Origin of the sequence: Marinobacterium alkalitolerans, assembly GCF_017776525.1 — a bacterium.
Classification (GTDB): domain Bacteria; phylum Pseudomonadota; class Gammaproteobacteria; order Pseudomonadales; family Balneatricaceae; genus Marinobacterium; species Marinobacterium alkalitolerans.
In genome coordinates this window covers 1-24605 of the sequence record NZ_JACVEW010000015.1, presented here as the reverse complement: position 1 = coordinate 24605, position 24605 = coordinate 1, and the positions used below count along the sequence as shown (strand labels likewise).

General features: G+C 57.7%; 24 protein-coding genes. 17 read left to right on the top strand and 7 right to left on the bottom strand.

The features are described from left to right. On the bottom strand, positions 1-2514 hold the full coding sequence (locus H9C73_RS10525) for a DNA translocase FtsK (RefSeq protein WP_407944011.1): 2514 nt from the start codon (positions 2512-2514) through the stop codon (positions 1-3). A 192-nt stretch (positions 2515-2706) separates the two neighbouring features. Between H9C73_RS10525 and trxB the strand changes: the two genes are divergently transcribed. The 4 genes from trxB to infA all read left to right on the top strand — a co-directional run bounded on the left by trxB (position 2707) and on the right by infA (position 5399). Beyond that, positions 2707-3663, top strand: a complete 957-nt coding sequence (gene trxB / locus H9C73_RS10520; RefSeq protein WP_209287789.1) for a thioredoxin-disulfide reductase — start codon at positions 2707-2709, stop codon at positions 3661-3663. Then, positions 3663-4382, top strand: a complete 720-nt coding sequence (aat, locus tag H9C73_RS10515) for a leucyl/phenylalanyl-tRNA--protein transferase (RefSeq protein ID WP_209287788.1) — start codon at positions 3663-3665, stop codon at positions 4380-4382. Before trxB ends, aat begins: the two co-directional genes overlap by 1 nt. Further along, on the top strand, positions 4375-5103 hold the full coding sequence (locus H9C73_RS10510; protein ID WP_209287787.1) for an arginyltransferase: 729 nt from the start codon (positions 4375-4377) through the stop codon (positions 5101-5103). Before aat ends, H9C73_RS10510 begins: the two co-directional genes overlap by 8 nt. A gap of 77 nt (positions 5104-5180) precedes the next feature. Continuing rightward, entirely contained in the window at positions 5181-5399 is a 219-nt protein-coding gene (gene infA / locus H9C73_RS10505) for a translation initiation factor IF-1 (protein WP_091824146.1), read from the top strand. A gap of 33 nt (positions 5400-5432) precedes the next feature. On the opposite strand, the gene clpA is transcribed toward infA, so the two are convergent. Both clpA and clpS read right to left on the bottom strand, forming a co-directional pair. Further along, positions 5433-7691, bottom strand: a complete 2259-nt coding sequence (clpA, locus tag H9C73_RS10500; RefSeq protein WP_209287786.1) for an ATP-dependent Clp protease ATP-binding subunit ClpA — start codon at positions 7689-7691, stop codon at positions 5433-5435. Between the two features lie 14 nt (positions 7692-7705). After that, the gene (gene clpS, locus H9C73_RS10495) at positions 7706-8053 is read right to left on the bottom strand and encodes an ATP-dependent Clp protease adapter ClpS (RefSeq protein ID WP_209287785.1); all 348 of its coding nucleotides are present in this window, start codon (positions 8051-8053) and stop codon (positions 7706-7708) included. 280 nt (positions 8054-8333) lie between these two features. On the opposite strand from clpS, the gene cspD reads away from it, so the two are divergent. Together cspD and H9C73_RS10485 are read left to right on the top strand one after the other, a co-directional pair. Next, positions 8334-8543, top strand: coding sequence for a cold shock domain-containing protein CspD (gene cspD / locus H9C73_RS10490; protein ID WP_209287784.1), 210 nt, complete (start codon positions 8334-8336; stop codon positions 8541-8543). Between the two features lie 8 nt (positions 8544-8551). Continuing rightward, complete coding sequence (locus H9C73_RS10485) at positions 8552-9178, top strand: rRNA large subunit pseudouridine synthase E (protein ID WP_209287783.1); 627 nt, start codon at positions 8552-8554, stop codon at positions 9176-9178. Here the strand turns inward: H9C73_RS10485 and moaE are convergent. After that, complete coding sequence (gene moaE, locus H9C73_RS10480; RefSeq protein WP_209287782.1) at positions 9175-9642, bottom strand: molybdopterin synthase catalytic subunit MoaE; 468 nt, start codon at positions 9640-9642, stop codon at positions 9175-9177. The two genes, H9C73_RS10485 and moaE, sit on opposite strands and share 4 nt — an antisense overlap. A gap of 82 nt (positions 9643-9724) precedes the next feature. On the opposite strand from moaE, the gene H9C73_RS10475 reads away from it, so the two are divergent. The 3 genes from H9C73_RS10475 to hflD are packed head-to-tail and all read left to right on the top strand — an operon-like array spanning position 9725 to position 11990. After that, positions 9725-10171: an NUDIX hydrolase gene (locus tag H9C73_RS10475; protein ID WP_209287781.1), complete on the top strand. Its 447-nt coding sequence runs from the start codon at positions 9725-9727 to the stop codon at positions 10169-10171. Beyond that, complete coding sequence (gene mnmA / locus H9C73_RS10470; RefSeq protein WP_209287780.1) at positions 10171-11304, top strand: tRNA 2-thiouridine(34) synthase MnmA; 1134 nt, start codon at positions 10171-10173, stop codon at positions 11302-11304. The genes H9C73_RS10475 and mnmA overlap by 1 nt, the downstream gene beginning before the upstream one ends. After that, positions 11304-11990, top strand: a complete 687-nt coding sequence (hflD, locus tag H9C73_RS10465) for a high frequency lysogenization protein HflD (protein ID WP_209287779.1) — start codon at positions 11304-11306, stop codon at positions 11988-11990. The genes mnmA and hflD overlap by 1 nt, the downstream gene beginning before the upstream one ends. A 15-nt stretch (positions 11991-12005) precedes the next feature. Here the strand turns inward: hflD and H9C73_RS10460 are convergent, their stop codons facing one another. Further along, positions 12006-12374: a hypothetical protein gene (locus H9C73_RS10460; protein WP_209287778.1), complete on the bottom strand. Its 369-nt coding sequence runs from the start codon at positions 12372-12374 to the stop codon at positions 12006-12008. Between the two features lie 8 nt (positions 12375-12382). Beyond that, on the bottom strand, positions 12383-13729 hold the full coding sequence (locus tag H9C73_RS10455) for a sulfite oxidase (protein ID WP_209287777.1): 1347 nt from the start codon (positions 13727-13729) through the stop codon (positions 12383-12385). A gap of 259 nt (positions 13730-13988) precedes the next feature. On the opposite strand from H9C73_RS10455, the gene H9C73_RS10450 reads away from it, so the two are divergent. The 8 genes from H9C73_RS10450 to H9C73_RS10415 all read left to right on the top strand — a co-directional run bounded on the left by H9C73_RS10450 (position 13989) and on the right by H9C73_RS10415 (position 23507). Further along, a complete protein-coding gene (locus tag H9C73_RS10450; protein WP_209287776.1) occupies positions 13989-14555 on the top strand; it encodes a DUF3750 domain-containing protein in 567 nt (188 codons plus the stop codon). Between the two features lie 128 nt (positions 14556-14683). After that, positions 14684-16048: an adenylosuccinate lyase gene (gene purB, locus H9C73_RS10445; RefSeq protein ID WP_209287775.1), complete on the top strand. Its 1365-nt coding sequence runs from the start codon at positions 14684-14686 to the stop codon at positions 16046-16048. A gap of 55 nt (positions 16049-16103) precedes the next feature. After that, on the top strand, positions 16104-16937 hold the full coding sequence (locus tag H9C73_RS10440) for an alpha/beta fold hydrolase (protein WP_209287774.1): 834 nt from the start codon (positions 16104-16106) through the stop codon (positions 16935-16937). Positions 16938-17053: 116 nt separating this feature from the next. Further along, complete coding sequence (locus H9C73_RS10435; RefSeq protein WP_209287773.1) at positions 17054-17788, top strand: RNA methyltransferase; 735 nt, start codon at positions 17054-17056, stop codon at positions 17786-17788. A 65-nt stretch (positions 17789-17853) separates the two neighbouring features. After that, positions 17854-18117 (top strand): hypothetical protein, encoded by a 264-nt coding sequence (locus tag H9C73_RS10430; protein WP_209287772.1) that lies wholly within the window; start codon positions 17854-17856, stop codon positions 18115-18117. Beyond that, positions 18107-19258, top strand: a complete 1152-nt coding sequence (locus tag H9C73_RS10425; protein ID WP_209287771.1) for a ribosomal protein uL16 3-hydroxylase — start codon at positions 18107-18109, stop codon at positions 19256-19258. The genes H9C73_RS10430 and H9C73_RS10425 overlap by 11 nt, the downstream gene beginning before the upstream one ends. 507 nt (positions 19259-19765) lie before the next feature. After that, positions 19766-21361: an isocitrate lyase gene (locus tag H9C73_RS10420; RefSeq protein WP_209287770.1), complete on the top strand. Its 1596-nt coding sequence runs from the start codon at positions 19766-19768 to the stop codon at positions 21359-21361. A 241-nt stretch (positions 21362-21602) separates the two neighbouring features. After that, on the top strand, positions 21603-23507 hold the full coding sequence (locus H9C73_RS10415; RefSeq protein ID WP_209287769.1) for a radical SAM protein: 1905 nt from the start codon (positions 21603-21605) through the stop codon (positions 23505-23507). Positions 23508-23540: 33 nt separating this feature from the next. Here H9C73_RS10415 and H9C73_RS10410 read toward each other — a convergent pair whose 3' ends face one another. Continuing rightward, the gene (locus H9C73_RS10410; protein ID WP_209287768.1) at positions 23541-24380 is read right to left on the bottom strand and encodes a sulfurtransferase; all 840 of its coding nucleotides are present in this window, start codon (positions 24378-24380) and stop codon (positions 23541-23543) included. Positions 24381-24605: the final 225 nt, after the last annotated feature.

Below are 24605 nucleotides of genomic sequence, written 5' to 3'. Positions count from 1 at the left end.
TCAATCCCTCGGGGGTGGCGGTGCCAGCACTTCGCGCTGGCCATTACTGCCCGCTTCGGAGACAACACCGGCCGCTTCCATCGATTCGATCATGCGCGCCGCTCGGTTATAGCCGATCTTGAGTTTGCGCTGAACGCTGGAGATGGACGCCTTGCGTGATTCGGTCACAAAGGCCACGGCTTCGTCGTAGAGCGGGTCCTGTTCGTCATCAAACAGATTACCGGCAGTGCCGGCATCACTGCCGCCATCGGACAGAATTTCTTCGATATAGTTCGGGGTGCCCAACAGCTTCCACTGTTCGACCACGCGGTGCACCTCATCATCGCTGACAAAGGCACCATGCACGCGGTTGGGAATGCTGGTGCCGGCCGGCACATAGAGCATGTCGCCGTAACCCAGCAGGCTCTCCGCGCCGCCCTGATCCAGAATGGTGCGGGAATCGATCTTGGACGAGACCTGGAACGCGATTCGGGTCGGAATATTGGCCTTTATCAGGCCCGTAATCACGTCCACGGACGGGCGCTGGGTAGCCAGAATCAGGTGGATGCCGGCCGCACGCGCCTTCTGGGCTATGCGCGCGATCAGTTCTTCAACCTTTTTGCCCACCATCATCATCATGTCAGCGAACTCGTCGATCACCACCACGATGTAGGGCAGGGCTTCCAGAGCCGGTGCCGGCTCGCCCTCGGGGTAGCCGTGCTCCTCCGGCTTCCAGAGCGGGTCGGGGATCGGCTCTCCCCTCTCCTGAGCGGCCACCACCTTGTCGTTAAAGCCACTGATATTGCGTACGCCCATCTTGGCCATCAGCCGGTAGCGACGCTCCATCTCGGCCACACACCAGCGCAGGCCACCCGCGGCCTCTTTCATATCGGTGATCACGGGTGTCAGCAGGTGCGGGATCCCCTCATAAATGGAGAGTTCCAGCATTTTCGGGTCTACCAGTATCAGGCGCACCTCTTCCGGCGTTGCCTTCAACAGCAGGCTCAGCAGCATGGCGTTGACGCCCACGGACTTACCGGAGCCGGTGGTACCCGCTACCAGCAGGTGCGGCATCTTGGCCAGGTTGGCCACGACCGGATTGCCCGCTATATCGTTACCCAAGGCCAAAGTGAGCCGCGAGGACGCTTCCAGATAGGGCTTCGCATTGAGCACCTCACTGAGCTGAACGGTCTGGCGTACTTCGTTGGGAATTTCCACCCCAACGACCGATTTGCCAGGGATGACCTCAACCACGCGCACGCTGGTGACGGCCATGGAGCGCGCCAGATCCCGCGAGAGGTTGGAAATCTTGCTCGCTTTCACACCGGGCGCCGGCTGCAGCTCAAAGCGGGTGATGACCGGACCCGGGTTGACCTCAACCACCTCGGCCTTGACGCCGAAATCGTTCAGTTTGACTTCCAGCAGGCGTGACATCTGCTCAAGATCGTCCTCACTGTACCCCGGCTCCTGCTGCAGTGAAGGCGGGTCCAGCAACTCAAGTGACGGCAGCTTGGGCAACTGCTGGCGCTTATGCGTCGGTTCAGGCTCATTCTCCTCTGCCAGCGGCTGATGCGTCTGGGACAGCGGCACGATCTTGAGGCTCTTGCGTGCCTCAGGTGTCAGTGGAGGCTCATCACTCGATGCCTGCTTTTCGAATTTGACCTCAGGGCGGGGCCTTTCAGCCTCAACCGTGCCGGAGGCAGCAGTTTCAGACGCCTCGGCCAGCGCCTGATCAAACCGCTCGGCCTCTGCCGGGGCTGACGCAACGTCAAAGCTGACCGGCTGATCACTGTCTGTGACCGGTGTATCGCTGAGGGTCGGCTCCCGTTTGGTGAACAGTTCCGGTTCAGGCTCATCCACCGGGGCGTCCTGCCAGGTGTCCGTTGCCGGTTCGGTCTGCACGCGTGGAGTTCGCTGAACCCGCTCGGTCAAGGCCTCATAGCCCTTGAGAATACCGGCACCAATCCGCTCCAGCGCATCGCGCCAGGAGACTTCAAGGAACAGCGTCAGCCCCAGCAGCAGAGTGGTCCAGAGCAGCACACTGCTGCCCGCCACACTGAACCAGCTGACGCTCCAGTCGGACAGCGCCTCCCCTACCAGGCCACCCACGGTAAAGGGATAGTGCAGGCCTTCGTTCGACAGATGAATGGAGGCCAGTGCACACAGGCTGAACAATGTCAGCACGGCCCCGAGCGTACGCAGCATGGCGAAGGGCACACCGTCCAGCAATCCCACCTGGCAGCGGCGAATAAAGCGCCAGATCGGGACCACCAGAAAGGGCGGCAACAGGTATGCACCGATGCCCAGTGCCGAAATGGCACCATCTGCCAGCCAGGCGCCGGCAGCACCGGTAAAATTCTGAATATCGGGCTGATAGGCCAGATGAGACCAGCCCGGATCCCTCGGGTCATAGCCCAGCAACGCCAGCAACAGAAACAGGTTGGCGCCCACAAGTACAATCAACGAGCCTTCTCTGGCGATGTTCATCAACTGATCAGCCAGTGGAGCGGCTTTGGGGGGGCGTTTCTCACTCAATACGACAATCCTTACACTTGACGATGCTCAACCGTAAAAAATACCACATTAGTGGGCAGGACAACGAGTTCCAACGTAGAACGGCTGCGTTGGACAATCGAGTTGTTCAGGTTTAGAGTCACCTGCATTCAGTTTACCTGACACTATAATTGTCTCAGCTTACGATCATCTTAATCTGGATACCCGACATTCATGAGCGAAGTACAACACCATCGTTTGATCATTCTGGGCTCCGGTCCTGCCGGCTACACCGCGGCTGTTTATGCCGCTCGTGCCAACCTCGAACCGGTTGTCATCACCGGCATGCAGGCTGGTGGCCAGCTTACAACCACGACTGACGTGGACAACTGGCCGGGTGACGCCGACGGCGTTCAGGGTCCGGAACTGATGCAACGCATGCAGGCTCATGCCGAACGCTTCAATACCAATATCATCTTTGACCATATCCACACGACCGAGCTGCAGCAGCGCCCCTTCCGCCTCAAGGGTGATATGGGCGAGTACACCTGCGACGCGCTGATCATCGCGACCGGTGCATCGGCTCAGTACCTGGGCCTCGAATCCGAAGAAGCCTTTATGGGCAAGGGCGTCAGTGCCTGTGCGACCTGCGACGGTTTCTTCTATCGTGGCCAGAAGGTTGCTGTTGTCGGTGGTGGCAACACGGCGGTTGAAGAGGCGCTCTACCTGTCCAACATCGCTGAAGAGGTTACCCTCATTCACCGCCGTGACAGCCTGCGTGCCGAGAAGATCCTGCAGGACAAGATCCTTGATCGTGCCGAGAACGGCAACATCAACATCCTGTGGAACCACCAGCTGGATGAGGTACTGGGTGACGACTCAGGGGTCACCGGCCTGCGTCTGCGCAGCACTCAGGATGACAGCACTCAGGAACTTGCGGTTGCGGGCGTGTTCATTGCCATTGGCCACAAGCCCAACACCGACCTGTTCAAGGGCCAGCTGGACATGACTGACGGCTACCTGAAGATTCAGTCCGGTCTTGAAGGCAATGCCACTCAAACCAGTATCAAAGGCGTGTTTGCCGCAGGCGATGTCTGCGACCACATCTACCGCCAGGCCATCACCTCGGCCGGCTTTGGCTGTATGGCGGCGCTGGATGCTGAAAAATATCTGGATGACCTCGATAGCTGATGATTCCATGGCTGGCTGACGACAGCCACGACTTCCCCCCGCTCGAGCAGGCTCTGGATGAGCCCAACGGCCTGCTTGCAGCCGGCGGGGACCTGTCACTGGAGCGCCTCATCAAGGCGTATCGCAGCGGCATCTTTCCTTGGTACAACCCGGGCGAACCCATCCTCTGGTGGAGCCCTGATCCACGCTGCGTGCTCTGGCCGGAAGATCTCCATATCTCCCGCAGTCTGCGCAAACGGCTGCGCAAGCAGGACTACCGTGTCACCTTTGACACCGCGTTTCACCGCGTCATTTCGGCCTGTGCTTCCCCTCGCCCCAACCAGGATGGTACCTGGATCAGTAACGATATCTTCTGCGCCTACCTGAACCTGCATCATCAGGGGTATGCACACTCTGTTGAGGTCTGGATTGATGACGAGCTGGTCGGCGGACTCTACGGCCTGGCACTGGGAAAGATGTTCTTTGGAGAATCCATGTTCTCGCGCCAGCGTGACTGCTCCAAAATTGCCTTTGCCTGGCTGACCCGACAGCTGCAATACTGGGGATATGAGCTGATCGACTGCCAGGTGTACAACAACCATCTGGCCAGTCTTGGGGCTACCGAGATAGCCCGCCCTGATTTCATATCAGAGCTGAACCGGCTTTGCCGTCAGGCCAACGCGCATGACTGGCGGTTTGATATCGATCCTGAGGTGTTTAACGGAGAACGGCATGAGTAGCCTGCGAACACTCAAGTTCTATGCCACCCCCGTCCATGACTGCAGTTATCTGCCGGATATGCAGGCACGCACACTGTTCGTCGATCCGCGTGCCAACGTCAGCAAACATCTGTACAGCCAACTCTCCGACCTTGGCTTCCGTCGCAGCGGCAGTCACATCTACCGCCCCCACTGCGAGCATTGTCAGGCCTGTATCTCGGTCCGTATCCCCGTCGATGCGTTCAAGCCCTCCAAGACCCAAAAGCGTATCGAGAACCGCAACCGCGACCTGCTGGTTCGCTCTGTCCCCTGCCAGCTAACGGCCGAGTACTACGCCCTGTACGAGCGCTATATCTGCCAGCGCCACAAGGACGGCGACATGTACCCGCCGACGCCGGAGCAGTTCGTCAATTTTCTGATTGAAGGCAGTCAGGACAGCTGCTTTTATGAGTTTCGTGCTCCGGACGGTCAACTGGTGGCTATTTCGGTGTGCGACCGGCTTGAGCAGGGCCTGTCGGCTCTGTATACCTTTTTTGACCCCGACCTTGACCGCAGAAGCCTGGGTGTCAACGCCGTCCTCTGGCTGATCCGGGAAGCACAACACGCCAACCTGCCCTACCTGTATCTGGGATACTGGGTCAGAAATTGCCGCAAAATGAATTACAAGACCGCCTACCGCCCGCTTGAAATGCTGCTGGACGGGGAATGGCAGCGCATGCACAGCGCCCCTGGGCACGATTAGATTTTGAATTCAGCGCCGGAATCAGGCAAAATATTGCGCTTTCCAACAGGCAACCAAGCCTTAAAGGTAGGTAGTGAATGGCTAAAGAAGATTCTTTTGAGATGGAAGGGACGGTCATCGATACCCTCCCGAACACCATGTTCCGTGTCGAGCTGGAAAACGGCCACGTCGTAACCGCTCATATCTCCGGTAAAATGCGCAAAAACTACATCCGCATTCTGACTGGTGACAAGGTCAAGGTTGAGTTGACGCCTTACGACCTGAGCAAAGGCCGTATCGTATACCGCGCCCGCTAATCAACCGGCGCGGCACCGGACGGATGGCAGCCCTCAGGCTGCCACCGTTGCCACCTCCAGCGACAACTTTCCGTCTTCTCCAACACCGATTTCCACGTCGCCACCCGATTCTGCTAGGTCTCCGAACAGAATCATCTCGGCCAGCGGCTTCTTGAGCTGATCCTGAATCAGGCGCTGCATCGGGCGAGCCCCCATCTTCTCATCGTACCCGTTTTCGGCCAGCCACTGGCGAGCTTCTTCGTCCACATGCAGTACGACATGCTTCTCATCCAGCTGCGCCTGCAACTCGGTAAGGAACTTGTCGACTACACCCTTGACGATATCCAGTGTCAGCGGCTTGAACTGAATCACGGCATCCAGACGGTTGCGGAATTCAGGGGTAAACAATCGCTTCAGCGCTTCCATGGCATCGGTACTGTGATCCTGAGTGGTGAAACCGATAGAGGGACGGCTGTGCGCTTCAGCCCCGGCATTGGTGGTCATCACCAGAATCACGTTGCGGAAGTCTGCCTTGCGGCCGTTATTATCGGTCAGCGTGCCGTTATCCATTACCTGCAGCAGCAGGTTGAACACTTCCGGATGCGCCTTTTCGATCTCGTCCAGCAGCAGCACACAGTGCGGCGATTTGGTAATGGCCTCGGTCAGCAAGCCACCCTGGTCAAACCCTACATAGCCCGGAGGTGCGCCAATCAGACGTGAAACCGTGTGGCGCTCCATGTACTCGGACATATCAAAGCGCACCAGCTCAATGCCCAGAATGCGGGCCAGCTGCTGGGTAACCTCGGTTTTACCGACCCCTGTCGGACCGGCGAAGAGGAAACTGCCGACCGGCTTGTTGGGCTCCTTGAGACCTGCGCGTGAAAGCTTGATCGCAGACGCCAGCGAGTCGATCGCCTCATCCTGCCCCAGCACCACCATCTTCAGATTGGTTTCAAGCTTGCGCAACTGCTCCTTGTCGGAGGTCGATACGCTCTTCGGCGGAATTCGCGCAATCTTGGCCACAACCGATTCCACATCGTGCACATCGATAATCGTCTTGCGCTGCTCTTCCGGCATCAGGCGCTGATAGGCACCGGCCTCATCGATCACATCGATCGCCTTGTCAGGCATGTGCTTGTCATTGATATAGCGGTCTGCCAGCTCGGATGCCGCACGCAGCGCCTCGTCGGTGTACTCCACGTCATGGTGCTCTTCAAAGCGGGACTTGAGCCCGCGCAGAATGCGATGTGTGTCGTCCACCGTGGGTTCAAGCACATCAATTTTCTGGAAGCGACGTGCCAGCGCCCGATCTTTCTCGAAAATGCCACGGAACTCCTGGAAGGTGGTCGACCCAATGCAGCGAATCTCACCTGAGCTCAGCAGTGGCTTGAGCAGGTTGGACGCATCCATGGAGCCACCTGAAGCAGCACCGGCACCGATGATGGTATGGATTTCATCGATAAACAGAATAGCCTTGGGCTGCTGTTTGATTTCATTCAGCAACGCCTTGAGGCGTTTCTCGAAATCGCCACGGTACTTGGTACCTGCCAGCAAAGCCCCCAGATCCAGCGCGTACACCACACTGTCGGCGATGATCTCGGGCACCTTGTCTTCAATGATCAGCTTGGCCAGACCTTCTGCAATCGCCGTTTTACCCACCCCGGCTTCACCGACCAGCAGCGGGTTGTTTTTGCGCCGGCGCGACAGAATCTGGACCACACGCTCTACTTCAGAGTCGCGCCCCACCAGCGGGTCCACACGCCCCTGCGCAGCCTGCTGGTTCAGGTTCACGGCATACTGCGCCAGCGCGCTCTTGCCGCTTTCGCCTCCGTCTTCACCTTCTGCCAGGCCCTCGACGTCCTCGGACTCATTCTCGTTGATACGGGAAATGCCGTGCGAGATGTAGTTCACCACATCCACCCGCTCTATGCCCTGCTGCTGCAGCACAAAGACCGCATGGCTCTCCTGCTCGCTGAAGATGGCAACCAGCACGTTGGCTCCGCTCACCTCCGTTTTGCCGGAGGACTGCACGTGGAATACCGCACGCTGCAGCACCCGCTGAAAACCCAGCGTCGGCTGTGTTTCCATATTGGGAATATTGTCCGGCAGCAATGGCGTCGTTTCGTCGATAAAGGACGAAAGCTGGTTGCGCAGCCTGTCCATATCGGCTCCACAGGCATTCAGCACTTCGGCTGCCTGACGGTTATCCAGCAGTGCCAGCAACAGGTGCTCCACCGTCATGAATTCATGGCGCTTGTCCCGGGCGGACCGGAAAGCAACGCTCAGGGTGTCTTCCAATTCTCGATTCAGCATGGCATGCGCCTCCGTCAGACCGACTCTACTTCACACAGCAGCGGATGCTTGTTCTCGCGGGCGTACTGATTGACCTGTGCGGCTTTGGTCTCCGCAACGTCCCGGGTATATACCCCGCATACGCCCTTACCCTGAGTATGGACCGCAAGCATCACTTGTGTCGCCTTTTCCTGGTCCATTCCGAAAAAAATCATCAAAACTTCCACCACAAAGTCCATTGGGGTGTAGTCGTCGTTCATCAATACCACCCGGTACATCGGGGGACGCTTGAGTTGGGGCTTGGCCTTGGCAGTCGCCAGCTGGCCATCCCCATGATCATGGTCATCGTGGTGCTCTTCACTCGCCCGCGGTTCGGAACTCATCAGCCTCGACTCTTGAACCTGTTGCAGCAACATCTCCACCTTCGATATTAGTCTAAAAACCTTGAGGAAAAACCTGACATTATCTAGTGTCATACACTGCAAATGCTATACTCGGCTTTGCAAGGAGAGGTTAAAGGCAGCCTGCCGAGAAGTCTACGCTCGTCGTAAGTCGCATTCTGCCACCTGCAGTCCCTGAATAACTTTAAATGGAAGATGCCGCCAGCTGTGTGGCCGTTGTCATGACAAAGAGCCGTGCTCTGATGTCGCAGGGGGAGTAGTGATGCAGATAGGGACAGTGAAGTGGTTCAACAACGCCAAAGGCTATGGATTTATCCTGTCAGACGAGTGTGACGAAGAACTTTTCGCTCATTTCTCAGCCATCATCATGGACGGCTATAAAAGCCTGAAAGCAGGCCAGGCTGTAAAATTCGAGATCAAACAGGGCCCCAAGGGGCTGCATGCGATCAACATACAACCCACGGATAACTGAATCACCGAATGTCACGCGTCTTGCTGTTCAACAAACCTTATCGAGTGCTCACGCAATTTACGGATAAGGAGGGACGCGCGACGCTGGCCGACTACATAAAGATTCCAAGCATTTATGCAGCCGGGCGGCTTGATTACGATTCAGAAGGGTTACTGCTGCTGACGGATGACGGCCGGCTTCAACACCAGCTGGCCAACCCGGCCTTCAAAATGCCCAAGACCTACCTCGCGCAGGTCGACGGAGAGATCAGCGAGGAAGCACTGGAACGCCTGAGAAAGGGCGTTGTGCTCAAGGACGGCCCAACCCGCCCCGCCAATGCCAAACAGATTCCGGCCCCCGACTGGCTCTGGCCCCGCAACCCTCCGGTACGTTTTCGCAAGAACCAGCCCACCAGCTGGATCGAACTGACCCTGACCGAAGGGCGTAACCGCCAGGTGCGCCGCATGACCGCCGAGGTGGGATTTCCGACCCTGCGCCTGATTCGCTGGTCGATTGGCAACTGGACTCTGGCGCAGCTGGCCCCCGGTGAGTACCGGGAAGAACAGGTTCACCTGCCCGCCCCCAAACCAAAAGCACGCTCACCCCAAAACAAGCGCCGCCCCAATCGAAAACTGAACAGGGCAAACGCCCGCTAGTTGCCAGGCGACTGCCAGCGTTTCACCGCTTCACGATCGCTCCCCTTCTGCTCAACCCAGCGTTCTTCGCCACTGAGCCGCTCCTTTTTCCAGAAGGGCGCATCCTGTTTCAGGTAGTCCATGATGAATGCCGCCGCCGCAAAGGCTTCTGCGCGGTGCGCTGAGGCAACGCCCAGCAACACGATATTTTCGTCCGGCTGCAGCCAGCCAACCCGGTGGTGTATCAGCACACGCCCCAACTGCCAACGCTGACGGGCTCGTGCAATGATGTCCTCCAGTGCACGTTCGGTCATGCCCGGGTAGTGCTCCAGGTAAAGCCCTTTCAGACCGCCTTCTGCCAGATCCCGCACGATACCGGTAAAGGTGACAACCGCCCCACAGGGCTCACTGCCCTGCCTGAGCCAGGTGTGCGCATCATTGATGTTAAAATCCTGTTGATTCACCTGCACATTATTCAAACCCATGCACCCCGCGCTTTGACAGACAACTGGCTGGCTGAGCTGTTATTATGGGCATCTGCATCAGAGAAGTACAAACGGAGACGGAATGCGCTGGACACCCCATGCAACAGTCGCATGCATTGTGGAACGCGAAGGTCGTTTTTTGCTGGTTGAAGAGATGGCCAATGGCGAACGTGTCTACAACCAGCCCGCAGGCCATCTTGAAGAGGGCGAGACCTTTATCGACGCCGCCCGGCGCGAAGCGCTGGAAGAAACCGGCTGGATCGTCGAACCGGAAGCGCTGCTTGGCCTGTATACCTATTACGCGCCTGCCAATGGCGTAACCTATCACCGTTTCTGCTTCGTGGCGCGCGCCATCCGTGAAGTGCCCAATGCCAAGCTGGATGATGGCATCATTGCGGCCCACTGGCTGACACGTGATGAAATTGAAACTCTGAAACCCCGGTTGCGCAGCAAGCTGGTCACCGACTGTATCGATGATTACCTGCGCGGCACCCGTTACCCACTGGACGTTATTCAGGAAACTGCTTGATGACTGCACCCAAGCCCAACAATCAGACCAAAGTCATTGTCGGCATGTCGGGAGGCGTGGACTCCTCCGTCTCGGCCCTGTTGCTGCTGCAGCAGGGCTATCAGGTCGAAGGCCTGTTCATGAAAAACTGGGACGAGGACGACGGTACGGAATACTGCACCGCCAAGGAAGACATGGCCGATGCTCAGGCAGTATGTGACAAACTGGGCATCCCCCTGCATGGCGCCAACTTTGCTGCCGAGTATTGGGATAATGTGTTCGAGCACTTTCTGGAAGAGTACAAGGCAGGCCGCACCCCTAACCCGGATATCCTCTGCAACCGTGAGATCAAGTTCAAGGCGTTCCTTGAGTACGCCCAGATGCTGGGGGCCGACCTGATCGCTACGGGTCATTATGTTCGTCGCGGCGAGCGCGATGGACACACGGTGCTGCTGAAAGGGCTGGATACCAACAAGGACCAAAGCTATTTCCTGCACCAGGTTGGCGAAAGCGAACTCAAGCTCAGCCTGTTCCCGGTGGGTGAACTGGAGAAACCGGAAGTACGGCGACTGGCCGAAGAGCACGGTCTGGTCACGCACGACAAGAAGGACAGCACCGGCATCTGTTTTATCGGTGAGCGTCGCTTCACCGATTTCCTGAAGCAGTACCTGCCCGCGCAGCCGGGCAAGATCGAAACGCCTGATGGGGACGTGATCGGTGAACACCAGGGACTGATGTACTACACCATCGGGCAGCGTCAGGGGCTGGGTATTGGCGGACTGAAGGATTACCCGGAGGAACCCTGGTTCGCCGCCGCCAAGGACCTTGATCGTAACGTTCTGGTCGCCGTTCAGGGTCAACACCCCCTGCTCTACTCGGACTGGTTGCACGCCGGCGATATTTTCTGGATCAACGGGGAACCACCCGAGCTGCCATTGCGCTGCAAGGCCAAGGTTCGGTACCGCCAGTCTGATCAGGACTGCGTGGTCGAAGCTGCCCCAGAAGGCGGTTATCGCGTTATTTTCGATACGCCACAGCGTGCCGTAACACCGGGTCAGTCAGTTGTGCTTTACCGCGATGACGTCTGCTTGGGTGGCGGCGTTATCGAATCCACCTCTCGCCACTCAACGGCCGCTTCAGCCAAGGAGGCCTGATGTCACGTCAACACGATGAGCAGACAATCGCCCTGGCCGGCATGTTTCAGGCTGCCAGCCTGGTGGACCAGATCGCAAACCGGGGCATGGTGCCGCAGAACAGCTATGAAACCAGTATTTCCAGCCTGTTTGTTACCGACCCTAAACTGACTGAAGATGTGTATGGTGGCGTACAGGAGGTGCCATATGGGCTCAGCCTTGGTTTGCGCCATCTGCAGGACATGGTGGAAAAGAACGAGAGTGCTCAGAACAAGCGCATCGTGCAGTACGTGCTCGGGATGATCATGCTCGAACGACAGCTCGACAAGCACCCGGATGTGATGGCACAAGTGGGTGAAGGTATCGACAACATTGCGTCCAAGGCGCGCTATTTCAACGATCAGGAGCGGGACAGCGAAGCACCGCTTGAGCCCGTTGCCTACACCCACCGCAACGTCATCGCCGCGCTGGATAACCTGTATCAGGAGACAATCAGCCACTTCAGCTTTCGGATTCAGGTGGGCGGTGATCCGCGCCACCTGCAAAACACGGAAAACGCAGGCCGGATACGCGCACTGCTGTTGGCCGGTATCCGGGCTGCGTTGTTGTGGCGCCAGGTCGGTGGCAAACGCTGGCACATGCTGTTTTTCCGCTCTCGTCTGAAGCCGTCCCTGCGCCGGATTATGGGCAGCCAGAGCAGTACCTGAGCCGCCCAGCCGACATCAGGAGCTCGTCGCTTCAGCCTTGTACGGATTGACCGGCATCAACTCTCGGGGTAACGGCTCACGCCGTGCCCCTTCCTTGACGCCATAGTGGGTCGACAGGTAATCCAGTATCGTTTCTTCCGTTTTGGGGTCGAATTGCCACAGGTTCTGAGTATCCTGCATCCAGCGGATCAGCCCCAGCCAGTGGTTACGTGAGCCACTGTTCTGAGTCACAAGCCCTGCAGAGTGACAGGCCGTACAATTATTGCGAACGGTCTCCCACCCCTCCGCAACAATCAGGCCGGTTTGCGGGTCTTTTTCGGCTGCCGGCGCATGCAAAGGGATCAGCAGCGCCAGCGCCAGCCCCGCCAAGGGTAAGGTCTTCATATGCCCCCCTATGCCACTTGGACCGCAATGCGGTGGCAGGCATTGTTCAGATAACCACGCGGGTTCCAGCCCGGCACAACCATTGGCTGAGAGTGGCCTTCACTGTCTACGGCCCGCGCCCAGATTTCGTAGTAGCCAATTTCCGGGAACTCTATTTCGGCTGACCAGTACTGCCAGGCCAGACGGTTGGCCGGTTTTTTCAGGTCTGCCTTCTGCCAGGTTGCCCCAAAGTCGATGGAAACGTACACCTCTTTGACAGACAAGTCTCCCGCCCAGGCATGCCCCCGGACCGCAAGCTTCTTGCCCATCGTATGTGTCAGCCCCGACTTGGGCGAGGTCACGATGGATTTGACCGGCATGGACCCGATAATCTCCATATCCGGTTTGGGCACATCAGTACCCGGGGCAACCGGATTCTTGGGCACCGAGTAGGACGGCGGAGACATCTTGGCGCCATCATGGACCTTGTTTCGAATCACGATGCGCTTGAGCCACTTGCCCGACACCGACCCCGGCCAGCCACCGCAGACCAATCGAAGTGGATATCCGTTAAGCCAGGGAATGGCCTCCCCGTTCATGGCCCAGGCGATCAGCGACTCATCCTCCATCGCCTTGCTCATGGGCACCCCGCGCGAGATGGCTTCCTTGGACGGGTCCCGACTCAGGTGCTGATCCGCCCCGTAATACCCGATATACACCGCATCCGATTTAACGCCGCAGGCTTCCAGCACATCGCGCACTCGCACCCCAGTAAACTCGGGACACGCCACCGCACCTGTGGTCCACTGGTTACCACTGGCTGAGGGAACAAATTCGGAACGGCCATTACCGCCGCACTCTATCTGCAGCTGGTAGGTATGGTGCTTGAATTTCTTCTTGAGCTCCGCAACGGTGAAAGTCATGGGCTTTTCACAGGACTCCCCTGCAATTTCCAGGGTCCAGCTTTCCGGATCAATGCCCTCCATCTCCGGTGGCAAACCGTTGTTACGCACAAACATGCGACTGCCGGGTGTGACCATGTCATCCAGCAGGTGCGCCGGCGTCTCGGCGTTGATAGGACGGTCATTGAGCACCGTCAGGCCATCCTTGCCCTTGAGCATGAAAGGCTCGTGAGTGTCAGCCAGTGCCGCCGGAATAAGGCCTCCCGGCATTTTACTGGCGAACGGAATAGCGCCCGCGCCCAATGCTGATGCCATCGCCAGCAGGCTGGAGCGTTTCAGGAACCCGCGCCTGGATTCCGGATCGACTTCACGTCCCCACAGGCGGCGATCCGCTTGTGCCGGATCCTCGGCGTACAATTCGTGAATCCCTTTCGTGCTCTTCTGCTCCGGAGATTCAGGTGTTTTCTTGCTCATCACGCACTCCCGATGCCAGCAGGCAGCCGCACCTCTCACACCGCTACGAGGATCACACTGCCAGGCAATTTTTATGGTTATTAAACTCAGACCAGCGCTTGGCACTGGCCCGGGCAGAGCTTCATTTCTGAGATTAGCAGCTTTTCCGAAACAGGCTATTTTTTATACACACATTCCAAACGCTGCTGAATACAACCAATCTGATGCTGTTCTTCATGCGTAAACACCTCCAATTACATCGAATACGTCCCCGATTGCCATGAGCTTCAGAACCCGATTACACCGCTCAACATCCACCCTTCGCCTGCTGTCAGCGGCACTACTGCTGCCCCTCTTGGCGGCCTGTTCCACCGGGGATGGCTGGAGAACGGCCAGCCGCGAGCCCGCAGGGATTGCCCCTGAACCGGAATCCACTCCGGAAGCCGTGATACAGGTATACGGTGCCGATGCCTGGGGTTGGCGCGGCTTCTTCGCCATTCATACCTGGATTGCCGTGAAGCCCAGCAACGCGGAAAGCTATACAGTCTATGAAGTGATCGGCTGGCGTGAACGACGTGGCCTGCCCGTGCTGCGCATTTCACGCGACGAACCTGATCGCCACTGGTACGGCTCTCGTCCCGAGTTATTGCTCGACCGCCGCGGTCCCGGCGTGGATGAACTGATTCAGCAGATAGATTCTGCCGCCAAGCGCTACCCCTGGCGCGAGGAATACCGTGTGTTCCCGGGCCCCAACAGCAATACCTTTCCTGCCTGGGTTGCCAATCAGGTGCCGGAGCTTGGACTGGAACTGCCGTTCCGTGCCATCGGCAGCAGCTGGGCCGATTGATCACGGCACTTCGTTACACACTTTCCCTGAGCTGCGTAATTCGTGCCGCCACTGGCATACCCAGTGGCGGCCATTTTCCGTATAATTGCGGCTTTATTGTCACAAGCTGATAAGTGAGACTGTGTAACATGGAGCTTTCTGCCCTTACCGCCGTATCCCCGGTCGATGGCCGCTATGGCAGCAAAACAGCTGACCTGCGTGCCGTATTCAGTGAATTCGGACTGATCCGTTTCCGCGTACAGGTTGAAATCCGCTGGCTGCAACAGCTGGCCGCTCACCCGCAGATCCAGGAAGTGCCCGCACTGAGCGCAGAAGCCAATGCCCTGCTGGACAACCTGGTCGACAACTTCAGCGTCGAGCATGCCCAGCGCATCAAGGAGATCGAGCGCACGACCAACCACGACGTTAAGGCCGTGGAATACTTCATCAAGGAGCAGATCGCGGACAACGCCGAACTGATGGCGGTTAACGAGTTTGTCCACTTTGCCTGCACCTCTGAAGACATCAATAACCTGTCTCACGCACTGATGCTGCGCCATGGCGTAGAAGTGGCCCGTAACCAGATGCAGCAGGTGACCGATGCCATCGCCAAGCTGGGTCGTGAACACGCGGATCAGCCGATGCTGTGCCGCACCCATGGCCAGACCGCCTCTCCCAGCACCATGGGCAAGGAGATGGCCAACGTTGCCTACCGTCTGCAGCGTCAGCTCAAGCAGCTGGATCAGATCGAATATCTGGGCAAGATCAATGGCGCCGTCGGTAACTACAACGCCCACCTGTCCGCTTACGCCGATATTGACTGGGAAGCCAATGCCAAGTCCTTCATTGAAGGCCTGGGCCTGACCTGGAACCCCTACACCACCCAGATCGAGCCGCACGACTACATCGCCGAGCTGTTTGACGCGGTGTGCCGCTTCAACACCATCCTGATCGACTTCGATCGTGATGTCTGGGGTTACATCTCACTGGGCTACTTCAAGCAGAAGACCGTTGCCGGCGAAGTGGGCTCCTCCACCATGCCGCACAAGGTTAACCCGATCGACTTCGAGAACTCCGAAGGCAACCTGGGCATCGCCAACGCCATCATGCAGCACCTGGCAGCCAAACTGCCGATCTCACGCTGGCAGCGTGACCTGACCGACTCAACGGTACTGCGCAACCTGGGTGTCGGCTTCGGTCACAGCCTGATCGCCTACCAGGCCACCCTGAAAGGCATCGGCAAACTGGAAATCAACGCCGCACGCCTAGGTGAAGATCTGAATAATGCCTGGGAAGTCCTGGCCGAACCGATTCAGACTGTCATGCGTCGCTATGGCATCGAAAAGCCGTATGAAAAGCTTAAAGACCTGACCCGCGGCAAGGAGATGAATCAGGAAACGATTCAGAACTTCATCGATACCCTGGATATGCCGGATGCAGCCAAGGCCGAACTCAAGGCCCTGACCCCATCCCTGTATATCGGGAACGCGGCCGATCAGGCCAAGCGCATCTAAGTGATTGGACGGGGCCTTCTGGCCCCGTTTTCATGTCTGACCCGGAGTAGCACGTATGGAGACCCTGCTCAGTTCCGATCAACACCCCATTCGTTATGTCAGCCTGGGCCGTGGCCAGGCCATTATTTTCCTGCATGGCTGGACCTCAGGTGCGCGCGAATGGCTGCCCTTTGCAACCGAACTCAGCGATGCGCACAACACCTTCTGCTGGGATGCACGCGGCCACGGACAGCACGCGCCCCCGCCGCTCGAAAGCATGCAAATCAGTCAGATGGCGGATGATCTTGAACAACTTCTGGAGCATCACGGCATTCAGGATGCGGTACTCGTCGGACACTCCATGGGAGCGCTGATCAGCTGGGAATATATCCGCAATTATGGCGTGAGGCGTCTGGCAGGGCTCTGCATCGTCGATCAGTCGCCCAAGCTGGTGACAGATGAAAGCTGGCATCTGGGTATCTATGGGGATTTTGATTACGCGCGCAATCAGGCCTTCATCAAGCGGCTCGATGAGGATTTTGCGGAGGGCGTACTGGAACTGGCAGCCAACGGGCTCAACACGCGCAGCCGCGAGAATTACGAACAGAACAGCCGTGGCTTCCAGCAGATGCGTGACTATCTGCGCCACCTCAATGGCTCGGCCCTTACCCGCTGCTGGGACTCCCTGACGCAGCAGGATTACCGAGACCTTTTACCCCGTATCGACCGCCCCGTACTCATGGTGTACGGCGATACCAGCCAGTTCTACCCCCATGAGGTACCCGAGTGGATTGAGGCCCAGCTTCCCTGGCCGGAGCTGCATATCTATCCAAGGGCCGACCATTCTCCCCACCTCTGGCACAAGGAGCAGTTTGCCCACCATCTGCGCCAGTGGATACAGCGGCTGTAAGCCCGGCAGGACACTTCCCTGTTGGGCGCCGCCCATTACCACTACTTCAGAACACACCTGCTTGCCAGCATTCGCTGGCACCCTATAATGCGGCCATTCCAACCGATGAGGCCGCTATGCTCGACAACATTCGTATCATCATGATCAACACCTTCCACCCCGGCAATATCGGCGCCGCTGCGCGTGCGTTGAAAAATATGGGGCTGAGCCAGCTGTGGCTGGTTGATCCGCGCGAGTTTCCGCATGAAGAAGCCGATTCACGCGCTGCAGGCGCAAAAGACCTGCTCGACAGCGCGGTGGTTGTGAACAGCGTTGAAGAAGCCATTGCCGACTGTCAGCTGGTGATCGGTACCAGCGCCCGCCAGCGCAGCTTTGACCAGCCACTGCTGGACGCCGAACAGGCCGCTGGCCTGATGGTCGATGAAGCGCGAGGGGGAACCGTTGGCATCCTGTTCGGACGGGAAACCATGGGCCTGACAAACGAAGAGATGATGCTCTGCCACCGTCATTTGTTCATCGATGCCAACGAGGATTACCCGGTCCTGAACATTGCACAGGCGATCCAGCTGGTCTGCTATGAGCTGCGGCGCGCCTCCAAAAACACCTCAGCACTGCCCGAGCCCGCACCTTACCCGCGCCAGCAGGAGATGGTGCTGTTCTTTGAGCATCTGGAAAAGGTGCTGCGCCGAACAGGCTTTATCATCCCGCAGCACGAAGGCCGCGTCATGGACAAGCTGCGCCGCTATTTCAACCGTACACGGCCTGAAAAAGCAGAGCTGGGCATGCTCCGAGGCATTCTGACCTCGGTGGAAGAGGTGCTGGCCCGAGAAGTCGACAACAACAAAAGTTGACTGGCCAGACATGCATGCCGCCCGATAGAGTAGAAGCACACCCCTTATCCGTTGCAGGAGACACCATGAGCCACGCCAATTCACTCAATGAGCTTGCCTCCCAGGCAGAAGCCCTGCGGGACAGTCTGCGTCAGACAGCCAAGGACTTTGAGCAGTTTGAGTTCAATGTCAGCGGCGTCCATGACTGCATGGCCCGTATCCAGAAATGTGTTCGCATGGTGGGCAATGACCGCAAGGCCGCCCTCTCCCACCGAGACAGCCGTAAAGTCATGGCCGAGCTGGAAGACGCCGTAAACGAAATGGCGGAGTTACTCAACGTTGATCACTGAAATCAATTGGGGTGACCTGACCCCTGAGCGTTTTCTGAGCGAATACTGGCAGAAAAAGCCGTTGCTGATTCGCAATGCCTTTCCCGATTTCACCCCCTGCATCAGTGCTGACGAACTGGCAGGGCTTGCCTGCGAAGAAGACGTTGAGTCACGCCTGATCGAAAATGATACGGCTACCGGCCACTGGGCACTCTCTCAGGGTCCCTTTGAGCCGGAACGCTTTGCCGAATTGGGTGACCACCCCTGGACCCTGCTCGTTCAGGCCGTCGATCACTGGGTGCCGGATGTACAGCCGCTGATGCAGGCCTTCGACTTCATCCCGGCCTGGCGCCGAGATGACCTGATGATCAGCTATGCCAGCGATGGCGGTGGCGTTGGGCCTCACTACGACAACTACGATGTCTTTCTGCTGCAGGCCGAAGGTGTGCGCCGCTGGGAGGTGGGCGGGCTGTTTGGCGAGGACTCCCCGCGCCGAACCGACACACCGGTCATGATCCTGCCGGAATGGCACCCCGAAACCAGCTGGGAGCTGCACCCCGGTGATATGCTCTACCTGCCCCCTCGTGTCGGCCACAACGGCGTAGGCGTAGGTGATGGCTGCATGACCTGGTCTATTGGCTTCAGAGCCCCCTCACACGGAGAAATACTGCAGGGCATGGCGGCCCACCTGTCGGACAAGCTGAGTACCGACCTGCGCTATCAGGACCCGGACCTCCAGCCGCCTGAAAACCCCGGTGAAATTGATCAGGCAGCCGTTCAGCGCGTGCAGTCCATTCTGCAGCAGTATCTATCTGACCCGTCTCTGCTGGCCGGCTGGCTGGGCAGTTTCATGACAGAACCCAAGTACCCGGAACTGAGTGGCGCGGATGAGCATCTTGATAGCGACAGCCTTGAAGCTGCGCTTGAAAGGGGCGCAGAGCTGTATGTCACGGAAGGTGCCCGTCTGGCCTATTACCGTGAAGGCCCTTCAGAGCTGACGCTCTTTGCCGACGGCAAAAAACATCTGCTTTTCGCACCTGCAGCAATCGAACTGGCCCAGGCTATTTGTGCAGGCAGTATCGACACCGCCCCCCAGGATCCGGCCTCTCGTGACCTGCTGGTACAGCTCCTGAATCAGGGTACTCTCTACCTCGACGACTGACTCAGAGACTGAACGAGATTCCCAAAAACCGCTCACTTCCGAGCGGTTTTTTAATATCCGCTCGACTTTCGTCGTAAGCCTTTCCTCTATAACCTCTTGAAATTGATAATTTTTCGAAAAATGTAGTCAAGCCATTATAGATTTTTATAGAATATAAATACTTATTTTAATAACCATAAATTTTTGTAAACAGCGTCAAAATACCCCTATACCAAAGTGGCTAAACCTTTGGTTTTAGTCCCTCGATGCTGCATGGTTTCTGGCCTGTACCGATTTTGTCTGCCATTCATCGGTGTAGTGATTTTACAGTTCTGTCACAACCGCGAGTGTAGTCTGACTACATCTTTTTTGCTCTGCACAAAATCGCTTTGACTCCTAAATTCGGGAGGATCATCATTCTTTTCAACACATCGGGGCTGCCCCAAACAGCCTCGGTGCCAGATCAGGGGAAGACGCCAAACGCCGGCCCCGACATTACCTAAACACAAACACTGTGAAGGAATGACCATGTCAGCATACAAAACCGAGATCGACGCAATCTCCACCGCTCGCGCTGCTGCAGGTGACGCCTGGGAAGCGATCAACCCTGAATACGCCGCCCGCATGCGCCTGCAGAACCGTTTCAAAACCGGTCTGGACATCGCGCGTTACACCGCCAAGATCATGCGCCAGGACATGGCTGAATATGACGCCGACACCTCTCAGTACACTCAGTCCCTGGGGTGCTGGCATGGCTTTATCGGTCAGCAGAAACTGATCGCCATCAAAAAGCACTTCGGTAACACCAACAAGCGTTACCTGTACCTGTCCGGCTGGATGATCGCTGCCCTGCGCTCCGAGTTCGGTCCGCTGCCCGACCAGTCCATGCACGAGAAGACCTCTGTGCCGGCTCTGATCGAAGAGCTGTACACCTTCCTGCGTCAGGCTGACGCACGTGAACTGGGCGGCCTATTCCGTCAGCTGGACGACGCTCGCGAAGCTGGCGATGCTGCCAAGGAAGCTGACGTTCAGAATCAGATCGACAACTTCCAGACGCACGTTGTGCCGATCATCGCTGACATCGACGCCGGTTTCGGTAACGAAGAAGCCACTTACCTGCTGGCTAAGAAAATGATCGAAGCCGGTGCCTGCGCGATCCAGATCGAAAACCAGGTATCTGACGAGAAGCAGTGTGGCCACCAGGACGGTAAGGTAACCGTTCCGCACGCTGACTTCCTGGCCAAGATCCGCGCCGTACGCTACGCGTTCCTGGAACTGGGTGTTGAAGACGGTGTTATCGTTGCCCGTACCGACTCCCTGGGTGCTGGCCTGACCAAGCAGATCGCCGTTACCAACGAGCCGGGCGACCTGGGCGATCAGTACAACAGCTTCCTGGACGGCGACTACATCGAAAGCGCTGCCGACATCGACAACGGTGACGTGGTTGTGAAGGCGAATGGCAAGCTGCTGAAGCCGAAGCGTCTGGCCTCTGGCCTGTTCCAGTTCAAGAAAGGTTCCGGTGAAGACCGTGTTGTTCTGGACTGCATCACTTCCCTGCAGAACGGCGCCGACCTGCTGTGGATCGAAACCGAGAAGCCGCACGTTGGCCAGATCGCCGGCATGGTTAACCGCATCCGTGAAGCAGTGCCGAATGCCAAACTGGTCTACAACAACAGCCCGTCCTTCAACTGGACACTGAACTTCCGTCAGCAGGTATTCGATGCCTGGGCTGAAGCAGGCAAGGACGTATCAGCTTACGACCGCGCCAACCTGATGTCTGCCGAGTACGATGACTCCGAACTGGCTGCCGCTGCAGACGAGAAGATCCGTACCTTCCAGGCTGACGCTTCCCGTGAAGCAGGCATCTTCCACCACCTGATCACGCTGCCGACTTACCACACCGCGGCCCTGTCTACCGACAACCTGGCCAAGGAATACTTCGGCGAAGCGGGCATGCTGGGCTACGTGGCTGGCGTACAGCGCAAGGAAATCCGTCAGGGCATCGCCTGCGTCAAGCACCAGAACATGGCTGGTTCCGACATGGGCGACGATCACAAAGAGTACTTCTCTGGTGACGCTGCACTGAAGGCTTCCGGTAAAGACAATACCATGAACCAGTTCTAAGGACCGGTTCCCGGGAGCTCGCTCCCGGCACATCTTGAAAACCGCGCTATTCTTCCCCGAGATAGCGCGGTTTTTTATGCCCATCCCTTTTAGTTTCCTGCCACCCCCTTTTCAGCGCCCGATTTGCTAGAATCCTCCCTTGTTTTGGCGACTGTATCGGTTGCCGTATTCAGAGTGACGCCGCGTGCTCAACGCGTTCGATTAAAGGCAGGCTATGACCGTTCTTCTCATGACCCCTCCCATGACCCAATTGAATACGCCCTACCCGGCAACTGCGTATTTGACCGGTTTTTTACGCTCGCGCGGTTACGAGGCGGTCCAGCGGGATCCTGCGATTGAGTTGTTCCTGGAAATGATGACGGCACCCGCGCTGGAGGTCATTCGCCAGCATGTGGAAACCAATTACGAGCACTTTGAAGACGACGAGCTGCCGGACGTCATCTTCACGTTTCTGGCCGAGTTTGACCGCTATCAGCAAGCTGTTGAACCTGCCATTCGCTTTCTGCAGAGCAAAGACCCCGGCCTTGCCCTGCGCATCAACTCGCGCCGCTTCCTGCCCGAAGGACCTGCGTTTGACGCCATTGCCCAGATGGAAGCCGTCTCAGGGGATGTGTTGACGACCGCGTTTGGCAACCTGGGCGTGCAGGACAAGGCCAAATACCTGGCCACGCTCTTCATCAATGACCTCTCGGCCGTGATCACCCAGGGCGTTGACCCCTACTTTGAAGTAAGCCGCTATGGCGAGCAGCTGGCAGCCGCCAATCCGAGCTTTGACAGCCTGTATGACACGCTTATGGGCGAACCAAGCTTCAGCTCGGAGATACTGGAGCAGTTGATCGAGCAGTACCTTGAAGAAACGAACCCCAGCGTGGTCGCACTGACGGTGCCTTTCCCCGGTAACATGCTCGGTGCCCTGCGCATTGCGCAAACCTGCAAGGCGATCAACCCCGACCTGCCGGTCGTTCTGGGTGGCGGCTTCGTAAATACCGAGCTGCGGGCCCTTAAAGACCCGCGGGTGTTTGAGTTTGTCGATTTCATCTGTCTGGATGACGGCGAGCGCCCCCTGATGACGCTGCTGGAGTACCTGGATGGGCAGCGTGAGATAGACGAACTGGTACGCACCTACTTTCTGGCCGAACGTGAAGACGGCGAGGTGTACGTCCACTTCAACGAAAACACGGCGCTGCACGACATACCCCAGTCTGATGTGGGCGCGCCGATCTACGATGGCCTGCCGCTGGATGAGTACCTGTCCCTGTGCGAAATGCTCAACCCCATGCATCGCATCTGGAGTGACGGTCGCTGGAACAAGCTGACCGTGGCCCATGGTTGCTATTGGCGCAAGTGCAGTTTCTGTGACGTCAGCCTCGATTACATCGACCGTTACGATGCCGCCAGCGCTGATGCACTGGTCGACAGGATCGAGCAGCTTATCGAAGAAACCGGCCAGTCCGGCTTCCATTTCGTGGATGAAGCCTTGCCGCCGAAGTTGCTGTTTGCCCTCGCACAGCGGCTGATTGAGCGCAATGTCGTGATCAGCTGGTGGGGCAATATCCGCTTCGAGAAGACCTTTACCCCCGAGCGTTGCCAACTGCTGGCCGACTCCGGTTGCATCGCCGTCAGTGGTGGACTTGAAGTGGCGTCAGATCGCCTGCTGAAACTGATGAAGAAAGGGGTCAGCGTTGAGCAGGTGGCGCGCGTCACCAAGGCCTTCAGTGATGCCGGCATTCTGGTCCACGCCTATCTCATGTACGGATTTCCCACTCAAACCGAGCAGGAAACCGTGGACTCTCTGGAAATGGTCCGACAGATGATGCAGCAGGGCTGTTTCCAGTCAGCCTACTGGCACCGTTTTGCGGCAACGGTTCACAGCCCGATTGGCATGTACCCCGAGCAATATGGCATTCGCCTGGTCGAACGCCCCACTCCCTTGTTTGCAGAGAATGACGTCGAGTTCATCGACCCCACCGGCACCGACCATGAGATGCTGGGTGAAGGGCTCAGAAAAGCGCTTTACAACTTCATGCACGGCATCGGCTTTGAACAGCCGATGAGCTTCTGGTTCAACCAGCCAGTGCCGCCTCCGCAGATTAAACCGGCCTTTATTGCAGATGCCATCACCAGCCTGATCACCCGCAGCGGATAAGGCCTATCACGCAGCGGGTTCAGGTGTCAGACGTTATTGCTCGATCGGCAGGTCCGGATCAGCGCCCCACTCTGACCAGGAGCCGTCATACAGGCTCAGGTTTTGATAGCCGGCAATCTCGGCCGCCAGCAGAATGATGCACGCCGTAATCCCCGAGCCGCAGCTGAAGGCACTGGGTTTGGCCGCCTCAATCGGCAACTGCTCGAAAAGCGCCACCAGCTCGTCCTGGGGCTTGTATTCGATATCATTCAGCACTTCGGCAAAGGGCAGACTGATGGCACCCGGGATATGCCCGGATCGCAGCCCGGGCCGTGGCTCGGGTGCCTGTCCCCGGAAGCGCTCCCGTGAGCGGGCATCCAGTATATTCAGGCTGCGACTGCCCAGCTGCTGCAACAGGTCGCCGGAATCGCAAATATTGTCCGGCCTGTAACGGGTGGCAGGCGCCTGTACTGATGATACAGGCATGACCGGTTCAGACACCACAGGCCGACCCTCCGCCAACCACTTTGGCAACCCGCCATCCAGCACGAATACCTGCTGAAACCCCATCGTCTTGAAGATCCACCAGGCGCGCGGAGCCGAGTAGATACCCTGGTTGTCGTATATCACCAGCGTCGAGTCCGCATCGATACCCTGCCTTTGCATTTCACGGGCAAATTGCGCCGGCGCAGGAAAAGCATGCACCTGTGCCGAGGTCATATCGCACAACTCCCGTTCCAGATTGATCACCTGACTACCCGGTATATACACCGGCCCATCATAGACAAGCGGCTCCTTGCCAATAACCGTGCTCATGCTGGCATCCAGAATCGTCAAGCCTGACTGATCCAGGTGCTCATGCAGCCATTGTGTTGTAACGAGAGGTGATGTCATGGGGCAGCGTCCGATTAAGCCTGTGACTGTTACGCCTACACTAGCGTATCGCGCCCGGCGGGTGAACCGGTTCGTTTTGAACCCCATTATTGCCTCCTCGGTATGATCATCAGTCGTCAAAGCGATATAATACTGTTTATTTATGGCCCTTCACCCGTTACTGTGGGTTGGCTCCATCACCAGTCCTCCAAAGTGAAACAGGATCGCACGCTTGAAGCGTTCCTT

Bases quoted from the DNA above. Each gene is read 5' to 3' on its own strand.
- cspD (WP_209287784.1), top strand. From the start codon at position 8,334: ATGCAGATAGGGACAGTGAAGTGGTTCAACAACGCCAAAGGCTATGGA.
- H9C73_RS10455 (WP_209287777.1), bottom strand. From the start codon at position 13,729: ATGAGCAAGAAAACACCTGAATCTCCGGAGCAGAAGAGCACGAAAGGG.
- mnmA (WP_209287780.1), top strand. From the start codon at position 10,171: ATGACTGCACCCAAGCCCAACAATCAGACCAAAGTCATTGTCGGCATG.
- H9C73_RS10410 (WP_209287768.1), bottom strand. From the start codon at position 24,380: ATGACATCACCTCTCGTTACAACACAATGGCTGCATGAGCACCTGGAT.
- trxB (WP_209287789.1), top strand. From the start codon at position 2,707: ATGAGCGAAGTACAACACCATCGTTTGATCATTCTGGGCTCCGGTCCT.
- H9C73_RS10450 (WP_209287776.1), top strand. From the start codon at position 13,989: ATGAGCTTCAGAACCCGATTACACCGCTCAACATCCACCCTTCGCCTG.
- H9C73_RS10430 (WP_209287772.1), top strand. From the start codon at position 17,854: ATGAGCCACGCCAATTCACTCAATGAGCTTGCCTCCCAGGCAGAAGCC.
- clpA (WP_209287786.1), bottom strand. From the start codon at position 7,691: ATGCTGAATCGAGAATTGGAAGACACCCTGAGCGTTGCTTTCCGGTCC.
- H9C73_RS10475 (WP_209287781.1), top strand. From the start codon at position 9,725: ATGCGCTGGACACCCCATGCAACAGTCGCATGCATTGTGGAACGCGAA.
- hflD (WP_209287779.1), top strand. From the start codon at position 11,304: ATGTCACGTCAACACGATGAGCAGACAATCGCCCTGGCCGGCATGTTT.
- H9C73_RS10460 (WP_209287778.1), bottom strand. From the start codon at position 12,374: ATGAAGACCTTACCCTTGGCGGGGCTGGCGCTGGCGCTGCTGATCCCT.
- infA (WP_091824146.1), top strand. From the start codon at position 5,181: ATGGCTAAAGAAGATTCTTTTGAGATGGAAGGGACGGTCATCGATACC.
- H9C73_RS10435 (WP_209287773.1), top strand. From the start codon at position 17,054: ATGCTCGACAACATTCGTATCATCATGATCAACACCTTCCACCCCGGC.
- aat (WP_209287788.1), top strand. From the start codon at position 3,663: ATGATTCCATGGCTGGCTGACGACAGCCACGACTTCCCCCCGCTCGAG.
- H9C73_RS10440 (WP_209287774.1), top strand. From the start codon at position 16,104: ATGGAGACCCTGCTCAGTTCCGATCAACACCCCATTCGTTATGTCAGC.
- clpS (WP_209287785.1), bottom strand. From the start codon at position 8,053: ATGAGTTCCGAACCGCGGGCGAGTGAAGAGCACCACGATGACCATGAT.
- H9C73_RS10485 (WP_209287783.1), top strand. From the start codon at position 8,552: ATGTCACGCGTCTTGCTGTTCAACAAACCTTATCGAGTGCTCACGCAA.
- H9C73_RS10420 (WP_209287770.1), top strand. From the start codon at position 19,766: ATGTCAGCATACAAAACCGAGATCGACGCAATCTCCACCGCTCGCGCT.
- purB (WP_209287775.1), top strand. From the start codon at position 14,684: ATGGAGCTTTCTGCCCTTACCGCCGTATCCCCGGTCGATGGCCGCTAT.
- H9C73_RS10510 (WP_209287787.1), top strand. From the start codon at position 4,375: ATGAGTAGCCTGCGAACACTCAAGTTCTATGCCACCCCCGTCCATGAC.
- H9C73_RS10415 (WP_209287769.1), top strand. From the start codon at position 21,603: ATGACCCAATTGAATACGCCCTACCCGGCAACTGCGTATTTGACCGGT.
- moaE (WP_209287782.1), bottom strand. From the start codon at position 9,642: ATGGGTTTGAATAATGTGCAGGTGAATCAACAGGATTTTAACATCAAT.